The organism is Desulfosporosinus shakirovi (assembly GCF_020595055.1).
In the GTDB taxonomy this organism is placed as follows: domain Bacteria; phylum Bacillota; class Desulfitobacteriia; order Desulfitobacteriales; family Desulfitobacteriaceae; genus Desulfosporosinus; species Desulfosporosinus shakirovi.
Window position 1 is genome coordinate 96,156 of sequence record NZ_JAJDOO010000013.1, and the last position, 12,191, is coordinate 108,346.

12 protein-coding genes are annotated in these 12,191 nt (G+C 44.0%); all 12 read right to left on the minus strand.

The window, feature by feature from the left end; all coding sequences use genetic code 11:
* Position 1: 1 nt before the first annotated feature.
* Positions 2–1,891 (minus strand): acetyl-CoA carboxylase biotin carboxyl carrier protein, encoded by a 1,890-nt coding sequence (accB, locus tag LJE72_RS13235; RefSeq protein ID WP_229248078.1) that lies wholly within the window; start codon positions 1,889–1,891, stop codon positions 2–4.
* A 264-nt stretch (positions 1,892–2,155) separates the two neighbouring features.
* Positions 2,156–2,515, minus strand: a complete 360-nt coding sequence (locus tag LJE72_RS13240) for a response regulator (RefSeq protein WP_229248079.1) — start codon at positions 2,513–2,515, stop codon at positions 2,156–2,158.
* A 109-nt stretch (positions 2,516–2,624) separates the two neighbouring features.
* Complete coding sequence (locus LJE72_RS13245) at positions 2,625–3,197, minus strand: SpoIIIAH-like family protein (protein ID WP_229248080.1); 573 nt, start codon at positions 3,195–3,197, stop codon at positions 2,625–2,627.
* Positions 3,194–3,760, minus strand: a complete 567-nt coding sequence (locus tag LJE72_RS13250) for a stage III sporulation protein AH (RefSeq protein ID WP_229248081.1) — start codon at positions 3,758–3,760, stop codon at positions 3,194–3,196. Before LJE72_RS13250 ends, LJE72_RS13245 begins: the two co-directional genes overlap by 4 nt.
* A 34-nt stretch (positions 3,761–3,794) precedes the next feature.
* Positions 3,795–4,376, minus strand: a complete 582-nt coding sequence (locus tag LJE72_RS13255) for a stage III sporulation protein AF (RefSeq protein WP_229248083.1) — start codon at positions 4,374–4,376, stop codon at positions 3,795–3,797.
* 12 nt (positions 4,377–4,388) lie between these two features.
* Positions 4,389–5,561, minus strand: a complete 1,173-nt coding sequence (gene spoIIIAE, locus LJE72_RS13260; protein ID WP_229248084.1) for a stage III sporulation protein AE — start codon at positions 5,559–5,561, stop codon at positions 4,389–4,391.
* A 10-nt stretch (positions 5,562–5,571) separates the two neighbouring features.
* On the minus strand, positions 5,572–5,958 hold the full coding sequence (gene spoIIIAD, locus LJE72_RS13265; RefSeq protein ID WP_229248085.1) for a stage III sporulation protein AD: 387 nt from the start codon (positions 5,956–5,958) through the stop codon (positions 5,572–5,574).
* A gap of 11 nt (positions 5,959–5,969) precedes the next feature.
* Positions 5,970–6,167 (minus strand): stage III sporulation protein AC, encoded by a 198-nt coding sequence (gene spoIIIAC, locus LJE72_RS13270; RefSeq protein ID WP_007779978.1) that lies wholly within the window; start codon positions 6,165–6,167, stop codon positions 5,970–5,972.
* A 20-nt stretch (positions 6,168–6,187) separates the two neighbouring features.
* Positions 6,188–6,697, minus strand: coding sequence for a stage III sporulation protein AB (locus LJE72_RS13275; protein ID WP_229248129.1), 510 nt, complete (start codon positions 6,695–6,697; stop codon positions 6,188–6,190).
* The gene (spoIIIAA, locus tag LJE72_RS13280) at positions 6,697–7,761 is read right to left on the minus strand and encodes a stage III sporulation protein AA (RefSeq protein WP_229248086.1); all 1,065 of its coding nucleotides are present in this window, start codon (positions 7,759–7,761) and stop codon (positions 6,697–6,699) included. The genes LJE72_RS13275 and spoIIIAA overlap by 1 nt, the downstream gene beginning before the upstream one ends.
* Positions 7,762–7,913: 152 nt before the next feature.
* Complete coding sequence (locus LJE72_RS13285) at positions 7,914–10,223, minus strand: sensor domain-containing protein (RefSeq protein ID WP_229248088.1); 2,310 nt, start codon at positions 10,221–10,223, stop codon at positions 7,914–7,916.
* 222 nt (positions 10,224–10,445) lie between these two features.
* Positions 10,446–12,122: a ribonuclease J gene (locus LJE72_RS13290; protein WP_229248089.1), complete on the minus strand. Its 1,677-nt coding sequence runs from the start codon at positions 12,120–12,122 to the stop codon at positions 10,446–10,448.
* Positions 12,123–12,191 lie beyond the last annotated feature (69 nt).

Sequence of the window (12,191 nt, forward strand, 5' to 3'; positions counted from 1 at the left end):
CTTATTTTTCAATGACGAACAACGGTTGGCCATATTCAACAGGTTGACCGTTCTCTACAAGAATTTGAATAACTTTCCCTTCGATTTCCGACTCAATTTCATTCATGAGTTTCATAGCCTCAACGATGCAAACAGGTTGACCCGCTTCGATATGCTGTCCTACTTTTACAAAAGGAGCTGCCTCAGGAGATTGTGAACTATAGAAGGTTCCTACCATAGGAGAGGTGATCGTTTCTGTATTTGCGCTGATAATAGGTGCGGTTACTTTTACTGCAGGTTCGGCGCTGTTTTGCGCAGGGACCTCAACTGAAACGGACGGGGGGTTCCCTTCTTGACGTGCAGCAGTTACCGGAACACCCATTATTGCACTTGGTCCTTTGCGAATGGCGATTTTCACACCATCACTTTCAAGATTTAATTCACTGATATCAGTCTCATCTATAATTTGGATTAATTCTTTAATTTCTTGTAAATTCAACTTCGAATCCTCCTTAGATAACAATGAAGGGCGTTCTCCCTTCGTTCCTTTAACCTCTTTGCGTTCCTCTCTTGATACAACCCCACTTTTTCGCTCTTCAAAAAACTTCTTGGCTATTTGCGGAAACAAAGCATAACTCACAACGTCTTCCGGCGATAGAGCTAACTCAAGACTGTCTTGCTTTGCTTTCGCCATGCCCGGTTCAAGTTTATCTGCCGGACGAACAGATAAGGGCTCTTCATCTCCAATAATCTTCTTCTGAATTTCAGCGTTTATTGGTGCCGGAGGACGACCGTACAACCCTCGTACATAGCCCTTAACTTCTCCCGGAACTAATTTATATCTTGCCCCCGTAAGCACATTTAATACCGCTTGAGTTCCCACAATTTGGCTGGTAGGGGTAACCAAGGGCGGATATCCCAATTCTGCACGCACCTTGGGAATCTCCTCTAAGACATCATGTATTCGCTCTAAGGCACCTTGTTCTTCCAGTTGAGAAACTAAATTGGAGATCATTCCTCCGGGAACTTGATGTTCAAATACTCTCATATCCGAGATCCGAGTGATCCCCCGCTCGAAACCGCGATTTTTTCGAAGTGCCTCAAAATACTTAGCAATACGGAACAACTTACGCAGACTTAGGCCCGTGTCAAATTCCGTTTCCTGAAAAGCCCGAACCACTGTTTCCACCGGCGGTTGACTGGCACCAAAGGCTAAAGGAACACTGGCGGTATCTATGATATCCGCGCCTGCTTCTGCTGCCTTTAAATACGTTCCGACAGCCATTCCGCCAATATAATGGCTATGTAAATGAATCATAATTCCTAATTCTTTTTTTAACAACGAAATTAGTTCATAAGCCTTGATCGGGGTGAGCAAGCCGGCCATATCTTTAATGCAGAGAGAATCTGCACCAAGCTCAGCAAGTGCCGTGGCCGTTTCCAAGTATTGTTTTGTGGTATGTACCGGGCTGATGGTATAAACAACGGACGCCTGAACATGGGCTCCTGCCTTTTTGGCTGCCTCCATGGGAACAACCATATTTCGAACATCATTCAGAGAATCGAAAATCCGTATAATATCAATTCCGTTTTTTACACTCAGGGTCACAAATTCCCTTACCACATCATCCGGATAATGTTGATACCCGACTAAGGACTGGGCTCTGAGTAACATTTGCAATGGCGTCTTTTTGACACGACTTTTAATCTGCCTTAACCGTTCCCATGGATCCTCCCCTAAGAAGCGCAAACAGACATCAAAGGTGGCTCCTCCCCATACTTCCAGCGAAAAATATCCTGCCTCATCCAATTCTGTTAGGATTGGCAGCATGTCTTCTGTACGCATCCGAGTTGCCCAAAGACTTTGGTGAGCATCTCTCAGTGTCGTATCTGTGATCTTGATTGGTTTCACTGCCGTCACCCCTCTTTGTATTATCCCCATTCCTCTGAATTCAAACAATGGGTAATTTTCTATTAATGAAAATGAAACACATATGTCTTATTATATGGGTGCAGTTTACCTTTTTCAACGAATCCAGTTAAAGTATACAATATAACTCTTATTATACATAATAATGTCCGATGTGAAATTCAACTGTCTAAGACATAAAAAGTCGCCGCCAAACATAAGGCAGCAACTTAATTATCCGTAGGTTAAAGCAGGGCTAAAGCGCAACTAGTTCAACTGTTTGAGAACCATGTACAAGAGTTCATCAGGACGGAAGGGTTTAGCAATAAAGCCTGTGGCACCCATTCGCATGGATTCTTTGACAATTTTTTCATCTGCGACGGCACTGCAAATGACTACTTTAGCTGCTGGATCAATCTCAAGAATTTCTACAAGTGCGGACAATCCATCCAGTTCAGGCATAGTAATATCCATCAGCGTAAGGTCTGGTTTATTAAACTTGTATAGTTCCACGGCCTGCCGGCCATTTTCAGCCTCCACAATGTTCGTAAGACCCTGCCGAGCAAGAATCTGACTAATCATCAAACGCATAAAGCTCGCATCATCAGCAATAAGAATTTTGCTCATTATCGGTGTCTCTCACCCTCTCACCAGGACTTTCGTCCTATCTTCATATAGTTCGCTCTGACACAGTGATTTTCCTGCACATTATTAATAGACTTCTTGTCAATTGTCCCTATTTTTTGGCAGATATTGTAATCTTATCAAGGCGAACTCCCGTTACTCTAACCGCAATTTCTTGAATAAGGCTTGTTTCATGAGGAGTTAGACTTGGTGCATACACAATTATCGTGACATGTTCTGAAAAAACATCGGCCACAACATCTTGAAACCCTTTTATCTTAAGTAAGTTCTCAATCTCATCTTCTCTTTGAATTTTCGAGCTGAGTTCCAGCCATTTTTCTTGGGCCTGAGCTTTACTTTCTTCTACCGTCGAATCTAACAGTATAGAAAGCATTTCCTTCGACTCTTGGCGTAATTGTTCTCTTTTTAAGCGATAATTAACAAAATAGTCCCCCTCAGAACTATTAGGCTTAACAGCCTCAACTTCAAACTGAATTATTGATTTCTCCATTTTTGAATTTACAGGCAAACTTGCTTGTTCCGGTATATAGGCGTGGGGTTCGGAAGCCATCAACTTCAATCCTAAGATTCCAAGGATGGCGACCAATCCTATAAAGCCAATTAACCATACCCTGGATTTGTGCCCAACAATTAAAAGAATCGGCCGATGTATGCGCTTCGTCATGATGTTCCACCCATAGGTACAACAGTAATTCTAGCGCTTGGAATATTTAAAAGAGTTTGCACTGCGGTATGAATTCCTTCTCTGACTTTTGGGTCACGTGCTCCTTCTGCGATAACTAATACTCCACCGATTTCCGGACGATCCTCCATGGCTATTACCGGCTGGGAGGAACCACTCGGCATGACCACTTGGTTATTTTCCGTAATCTCTGTGGTTTCACGAGTTCCACCAACTTTATCTGTTTCCTTATTCGTTCTTTTCGTGACATTATTATTGCGCACATACTCATTCTTAAGCCCCGTCAAAAAATTCACTGAGACTTGGACCCGCCCTACCCCCTCCATCATCAAAATATTGGTTTGCAGTTTACTCTCTAATTCCTTTTCCAGAACACCAATTTTAGTACTTGGGTTGGCGGGAGCCGTCAACGCTGATTTTGTTTGGACACTCTGTTCAGGGTCTGCCGGTCCCTTGCCAAGATAAATAAAGGACATCCCCACTGCGATTAGAGACACTAACCCCACCAACATTTTATCTGTCGAGATCTTTTTCATCCAATCCACCAGTTTACCTCCTTCCAAATCCTATTAACTCTCTCTACCCTTCTGCAACGAAAATAGTTTCTTTGGCCAGGCTCATGAAGGTGGCAATTCGCTCTTTCACCTCTTCAGATTTTGGAGTTTGTATTTCTAACGGCGTTGGCGAATTCCCGATAATCACAGGTTGTACCGATTGAATAGCTTCCTTGGTCCCTTTGAGAAAAACATTTACACGGGCAATCCTTGGTTGATCGATTAACCCTCCTGCTTCTTCTTCAAATTCAACGTCTACCTCCGCGTCCTCTACTCCTGAAGTACCTAACACCAATCCTTTAATCTGATTGATCAAGATCTGACGATATTGTTCCTGAACAGCATCGCGCCCAATTTTAGCCCCTTGCCCTTCGACGGCAATAGCCGGTAAATCTTGAGGAGTTGTGGCAGTCCATGCCGGAATCTCCATTGACAAGGGAGTATGTAATAATGCAGTAATCGGAGCGAGGACCGCCGAAATTACAAATAGCCCCATCACCATTTGAACAAACCCGCGCATTGATTTATTAGGCAGAAGCATCTCCAGAAAAGTTGCCAGCATTAATATTAGCGCCAAATTTCGCACTAGTGTTTGTAGCGTCTGCACAGTCTCTCCTCCTTAGTGCAACATCACTGAAAAGGTTCCCGTCCCAACGACGACAGCAACGGCCATAAAAAACATAATTCCGACTGACGCAACAGAAACTAAAATTAAAATTAAACTTTTTGACATTTCTTGAAGACTATCCGCAAGTGGCTTTTCACCAAGAGGCTCAATGAGAGCCGCCGAAATTCGAAATACGAGGATCATTGCTAAGATTTTGATCAAAGGTCCCAAACAAATCACAATAATTGCCAGCAAGGCAACAATCCCGACTGCGTTTTTTAAAAGTAAACCCGACGTAATTACAAGTTCAACTGCATCTTTGAAGAACTTCCCGACGACCGGGACGAGATCAGCAGAATACTTGGCTGTACGAAAAACAACGCTGTCTGCAACTCCACCCGTTACCCCCTGAACCGTCATGACTCCGATAAAAACAGTCATAATTACACCCAGAGACAGTTTACCAGCGAATTCAAAGAGTCCGGCCAGCTTACCGAGCTTAAATTGTTCAGAGATTTGGTTAAAAAGCTTAAGTACTGCGGCTAGAAAAAAGAGGGGTATAATAACCGTTTTTACAATTGTCGCCAGGACTGTCAAACTACCCATAATGAGCGGTTTGAACAAAGCTGCACTGGTCAAGTTTCCCATTGTAATTAACAATGTCAGTATCACCGGAAACATAGTTTGCATCAGACCTACCATTTGATCAATCGTTCCGGTAGCTATCTCTAAGGCCTCTCTAAATGAAGTTATGGCCAAGCTCAGGAGAACCAGATAAGTCATGACCCGAGCAGTTTTGCCGACACTTCCGCCAAAAGCTGCTTGAAGTTGTCCCAGAACAGCCCCCAGTACGGCTAAGATAAGCAGCTTACCGATTAGGGGTGCAGTCCCTAATAGTTGATGACCCAATACCGTCAACAATGTTCTACCTAAGTTTTCCGGTTTCAGACTCAGCTTTCCACTCTTAAGATCCTCAAAGGTGCGAACCAAGGAAAATCCCGGCATTGCCTTTTGAACATCACTATCCAGTTGCTCCAAAAAACCACGCATTTGGCTTAAATCAACCTCTTGCAAAAGATCGACATTTTCAAGTGGTTGAGGTGGAACCTCCTCAGCTAATACCGGAGGAGTTGCCCCACAGAAGAGTAAAACTAATAACACTAAACTCACCATAAAACGCGGCAAATATATCACCTCACGGAACAAGTCGTACCAAGGACTCTGTAATAGCAACAATAATAGGAATCGCTAAAATTATCACCCCGACTTTGGCAGCAAGTTCGATCTTAGTAGCTAAGGCACCTTCTCCGGCATCACGGCAAATTTGGGCACCGAACTCCGCGAGATAAGCCACACCGACAATTTTTAATATAATGAGTAAATAATAGGAACTAATATTTGCTTGATCCGCAAGGGTCTGCAGTAAATCAACAATTACTCGCACTTTACTTAGAATAAGAATAAAGATGGATGCACCTGCTAAGATCGAAAGTTGTAATGCAATCTCCGGGCGGATCTGTTTAAGAACTACACTGAAAACTGTAACGATCAGGGCTAATCCCACAATTTGCCATATATCCACACTTTAGCCCCCTAGTAAAGGTTAAAAACACTCTTAACCAGAGTAAATAATTCTGCTATAGACTGTACAACAATATACAGGACTACAATGACTCCCATAATTGTAACCCCCTGAGCCATTTCACTGCGGCCGGATTGATTTAATACAGATGCTAAAACTCCTACCAAAATCCCAATTCCAGCAACCGTAATGATTAAATTAAAGCTCATTCCCCCACTCCTTTCCTTGGTTAAATCAAAATGAGCACTCCCGCTAGTCCGCCCAGAAAGCCCAGATAGGACCACATCTTGGCTTGTTTACCCGACCACGCTTCCGCTTGTTCCTTCATTATAATCAGCTGACGTTGAACGAGTTCGATCTGTTTATGCTGTTCTGTCCGATCAGACCGTCCTAAGCCTTTCCCGACATCCCCGATCACTTGCCAGTCTTCCGGTTTGAGACAAAATTGAGCATTTCGAGTTATCATAGTTTCTCTCCAAGCTGTGCTTGCCGACTCACCCTGTTGCAATCGCTCTTGAAGTTCGGCAAAAAAATCTTGCCAGGGTGAATCTGTTCGTTCTTTTAGAATACAGAATGCCTCAGGCAAGGGAGTTGCTCCCCAAAGGATTTCAGTGTCTAACAGTGCCAAAGCCATTGAACATTCTCGTAACTCCATGGGTCGCCGCCGAATCCGATAAGCAAGCCACAGTCCCAAACACCCACATCCGGTAATCAGTGCAATACATCCCAGTACAAGCATCACAGGATCCTCCCTGTTCTCAGATCGTAAACTCCTTCTATGGTTCCCGGTCCATGTTGCCTGCTTAACACAACCAAACGTTCAAAAACTCCCTGATCCAACAAATGACTTATAACCGGTCTGTTTCGTGCTTCTTCTATAGAACTGGCATGGGCCGTACTCAAAATCCGAACCCCAGTCCGCAAGGCATCCGCTATGGCGATAACATCGTCAGTATGGCCAATCTCGTCCATAGCCAGCACTTGAGGAGACATGGAGCGAACCATCATGCTCATCCCATTGGCTTTCGGGCAACCATCTAAAACATCCGTGCGAAATCCCAAGTCGTAGGTCGGCACACCTTGCCACATCCCGGCAAGTTCCCCCCGTTCATCTACAACCCCAACCGTCTGACCCTTTAATCCTTCTTGAGGAACCCCATTACTAATTGAACGGATAAGATCCCTTAAGAGAGTCGTCTTACCGGCACGAGGAGGAGAAATTATAAGTGTATGACAAATGCTGCAATCTGAACTTAATAACAAGGGCAGGACCTTTAAACTAAGTCCCCGAATATCCCTGGCAATACGAAGATTTAAGGATGAAATGTGTTTTATTGTTTGTATTTGACCATGCAGGAGCACCGCCTCACCCGTTACACCCACTCGATTCCCTCCCGGAAGGGTTATGAACCCCTGCTTGAGATCCTCTTCTACAGCATAAACCGAGCTATGAGTCATTCGTTCTATGGCCGAAGCCAGATCTTCATGCTTAATGAAGTACGCCTTGTGGGGACTCGCCGTTAACCCTTCTTGGTTTATAAAAAGGTCCTTGTCTAAGGTCCGAACCAAAAGCGGTTGCCCCACTCGCAAACGCAACTCTTCGACTTCATTAAAGTCTACTCCCTTAAGGTTAAGCAAAATCGAACGTATATCATCCCCAAACCATCTGACCATGTCCCTCCATAAACCCGCACTCTTATTAAGTTTGGGAAGGCTCCCTTCTCTTTGAGGGCTCATGGTCTTCTGTAAATTTGACATTACTTTAGGTGCCTGAACGACAGATAGAGTGTAATGTAGCGACACGTCATTGCCCCCCTTGATAGAAGGTATGTCCACCTTATAAGTTTTAGACATAAATCCTTGCTAAAAAGTATTAAAGCCTGGCACTAAAATGCTCCCCTTAAGGGAAGCATTTTAGTGCCAGGCTTTAATAGAACTGTTGCAACTATATTAACTTATTTGGCGAGTCGCTCAAACAACTTTTCAGCTTCTTCCGAAGGAACCGCTTTACTGAAGAGGTATCCTTGCATTTCATCACACAACTTGTCTTTTAAGAAGGAGCATTGGTTATTTGTTTCCACTCCTTCAGCAATCACATTCAACTGAAGGTTTTTGGCAAGCTGAATTATAGCCGTTACAACTTCCTTCCCATTATCTCCACTACTAATGTCCTGAATAAAGGTCTGATCTATTTTCAACGTATCAATGGGCATGCGGCTTAAATAATTTAGGGAGGAAAATCCCGTTCCGAAATCATCAATCGAAATCCGTACTCCTAACTCTTTAAAGGCATTCAATATTTCAAGCGTAATTTCCCCTTTTTCCATGGCAATTCTCTCGGTGATTTCAAGTTCTAGCCATTGGGAATCCAATTTAGTATCCTGCAGAACTTGTTTAACTAATTTGATAAAACCTGGGTCTTGAAATTGCCGAGCAGAGATATTGACTGCTATTCTTAAAGGGATAAACCCTTGATCTTGCCAGGTTTTGTTTTGAGCACAGGCAGTTCGTAAAACCCATTCTCCAATAGGTATAATCAGACCTGTCTCTTCCGCTACAGGAATGAAGGCCGCTGGGGAAACCAGTCCCAACTCGACTGAGTTCCAGCGAAGGAGGGCTTCCAGCCCTACAATGTGTCCGGTATCCAGATTGACTTGAGGCTGATAGTGCAGGACAAATTCTCCGCGAATTAAAGCTTTGCGGAGACTATTTTCGGTGGAGAGCCTTTGATTGGCTTTAATATTAAGTCCCGGAGTGAAAAACTGGCAGTTATTCCGCCCCCTTTCCTTAGCATAGTACATGGCAGTATCTGCCTGCTTCACCAAGGTCTCTCTATCGAGGCTATCGTCCGGATAGAGGCTAATTCCAATACTGGCACTCATGTAAATTTCGTTGTCCTCTAAGATTATTGGTTTGGAGAAAACCCCTAAAATCCGTTCTGACACTGCTTTTGCTTCCATCTCATCTTTGATCTCAGGAAGTAAGACCAGAAATTCATCCCCACCCTGCCTGGCCACCGTATCTCCTTCACGCAAGGTCTGATGTATGCGCTCTGCTACGCTTTTGAGGAGTTGATCACCAAGATTGTGCCCCATAGTATCATTAATCAGTTTAAAGCGGTCTAAATCCAAGAACATAACCGCCACCTTACCCTCTTTTCGTCTCGCCCGGGCTAATGCCTGCTTTAAATGCTCATTGAACAAGAAACGGTTAGGGAGCCCAGTTAAGGCATCATGTTGGGCTTGATGGGCCAGTTCTTTCATATGATTCCGCTTATAACTGACATCACGAAACACTAAAACAGCTCCTATTATTGTATCATCCCTATCCCGTATAGGAGCTGCCGAGTCCTCAATTGAAACTGTATTCCCCAGCTTATTTTTCAAAACGATTTGATCTGCTATGCTGACAACCCGACCTTCTCTTAAACTGCGGGTAACCGGACTTTCAACCGATTCCCCTGTTTCTTCATTAATAATCTTAAACACTTTTTCTAAAGATAAACCTATTGCCTCTTTATTCGACCAACCTGTCAAGGCCTCAGCTACCGGGTTAAAATATTCAATCTTCGCTTGAACATCAGTGGTTATCACGGCATCTCCTATGGACTCTAACGTAACCTGGGCCCGTTCCTTCTCAAGCCAAATCTCAGCCTCGACCTTTTTACGTTCAGAAATATCGCGAATGAGACTTATAATAATCGGTTTTCCATTTGAGGTTGCCCCCTTAGCGCTAACGTCGATAGGAAATACACTGCCATCTTTGCAGACATGCTTCAGTTCAAATCGCATTCCTTTGGGCGCGTTTTGAAGAAAGAATGGCACTGTTAACTGATCCTCCGGCAAACGCAACTTATTAACAGGCATATTGGTCAATTCTTGACGAGTATAACCATAACGTTTCACTGCTGCTTCATTAGCATCCATAATCTGTCCCTCCGGGCTGATAAATATAATTATATCTTGAACCTCATCAGCCAAAAGCCGATAGCGTTCCAAGACGGCCCAATCTTTTTTTAGTGCTTGCTCCGATTTCTGAAGGGAGTTATATCCGGATTGAATAAGGAAGTAAAGCAAAATCGCCGTGACTAAGACAAAAAGCCCCCCTTTAAGAGTCGACAACTTGAGGAGCTCCAGTTGATCAGAGATAATTAGAGCTATTGAACCATCAGAAAAAAGAATCCATATCCAACCAGTCAGCCCATAAAGAATAACAATCCGCAAAGGAGTGATCTTGCTAAAATCCCATTTACAATTAAAATCCATAATAAGCTCACTCCTTTGTATTTGCTTTATTCTTCAATAAAATTAATATTCCTGCAATTATACTTAAGTACAGCAAATAAAGGTCAGACCACTGTGAAATCCGCTTAACTAAGTCGAACATTGAGGCCCTCTCCCTATTTGCAGGAGGGACCACATAAATAAGAGCGCTTCGGTCTATAATTACCTTCCGCAGCGCTCTATCTTAAATGAATCCTAAACGCGCTAATAATGCAGTAACACGGGCAAAATCATGGGGCGCCTCCGAGTCTTATCCCATAAGTATTTGCTTAGACTATCCCGAATGTTAGCTTTCAAAACTCCCCACTCAATTTGGTCTTTCTGAAATTGTCTTTCTAAGGTATTTACTACCTCCTTCTTTGCTCCGTCAATTAAGGTGTCAGCTTCTTTCATAAATGTGAATCCTCTTGAAATAATATCAGGCCCGGATAAGATTCTATAAGGCTTGGCCTTGGAAAGTGCGGCTACAACCACAACCACCCCATCCTGTGCCAATTGCTGACGATCCCGCAGAACAACCTGCCCCACATCTCCTACACCCAGCCCGTCAATGTAAACACTTCCCGCTTCCACACGCTCGCCAAATTCCATTCGATTTGGAGAAAGTTCAACACGTGAGCCAAGCTGGGTTATGGCGATGTCTTGGTCAGCATAGCCAAGGGAATGACCGATTTTTCGAAAGCCCACTTGATGACGAATTTCACCGTGATGCGGTATCAGAAAACGCGGCTGGACGAGACGGATCACGAGCTTAATCTCTTCTTGATTAGCGTGTCCGGACACATGAACCTGTCCCATTTCTTTGGTCACAACTTCAGCTCCGATTTGATAAAGATGATTGATTGTCTTACCGACCAACTTCTCGTTACCGGGTATCGGTGTTGCCGCCATAATCACCATGTCCCCAGCCAAAACATTGATCTGCCGATGGCTTCGAGTGGCCATCCTCGTCAAGGCGGCCAGCGGCTCTCCTTGACTGCCGGTGGTGAGCACGAGTAATTTCTCAGATGGCATATTTCCAACCTCAGCACTGGGAACTAAGATATTTTCATCCGGCAATTTCAGATATCCCAGTTCTATTGCAGTTCGAACCACATTTTCCATACTTCTTCCCACAACGCAAACCTTGCGTCCAATATCCGCAGCTGCATCAATCGCTTGCTGAATCCGGTGCACATTCGAAGCAAAGGAAGCCATGATAATCTTCCCTTCAGCCCGTTCGAACCACTCCCGCAAGGCCTTTCCAACAGCCATTTCGGACACAGTAACACCGGGCCTCTCTGCGTTTGTTGAATCGCAAAGCAGAGCCAGCACCCCTTCCTGCCCCCAAGCTGCCAGTTTTCCAAGTTCCATGTCCTGACCGTCAATCGGCGTATAGTCGACCTTAAAGTCCCCGGTATAAATCACTCTGCCCACCGGCGTAAGTAAAGAATACCCTACTGCATCAGGAATACTGTGGGTAACCCGAAAGGCTTCCACTTTAAACGCCCCCGCCTGAATGGGTACGCCTGGTTCAAGAATGTTAATCAAAGACTCTGGGTATGGAGTCCGCTCCTGAAACTTTGCCCCTACTAACCCTAAGGCTAATTTAGTTCCATAAATAGGAATGTTCAATTTAGGCAAAATGAAGGGAAGTCCTCCAATATGATCTTCATGTCCATGAGTAATAAAGAGTCCTCTAATACGGTCACGGTTTTTCTCTAAATAGGTTATATCGGGAATCACTAAATCGATGCCAAGTAATTCTTCATCCGGGAACTTTACCCCCCCATCGATGATTACAATGGAATCCTCGTATTCAAAGACAAGCAGATTTTTCCCAATTTCTCCGGTTCCTCCGAGGGGAATCACACTAAGCTTTGACGTCTTATTGGGCAACAAAAAAACACCTCCTATGGTAGCACTAAACTTACTTTGCCCCATAGAAGGTGTTTTCATGTCATATTATAT

Excerpts from the sequence above, each read along its gene's own strand:
- LJE72_RS13275 (WP_229248129.1), bottom strand. The coding sequence starts at position 6,697 with ATGCTTGTACTGGGATGTATTGCACTGATTACCGGATGTGGGTGTTTG.
- LJE72_RS13285 (WP_229248088.1), bottom strand. The coding sequence starts at position 10,223 with ATGGATTTTAATTGTAAATGGGATTTTAGCAAGATCACTCCTTTGCGG.
- LJE72_RS13240 (WP_229248079.1), bottom strand. The coding sequence starts at position 2,515 with ATGAGCAAAATTCTTATTGCTGATGATGCGAGCTTTATGCGTTTGATG.
- spoIIIAC (WP_007779978.1), bottom strand. The coding sequence starts at position 6,167 with ATGAGCTTTAATTTAATCATTACGGTTGCTGGAATTGGGATTTTGGTA.
- LJE72_RS13245 (WP_229248080.1), bottom strand. The coding sequence starts at position 3,197 with ATGACGAAGCGCATACATCGGCCGATTCTTTTAATTGTTGGGCACAAA.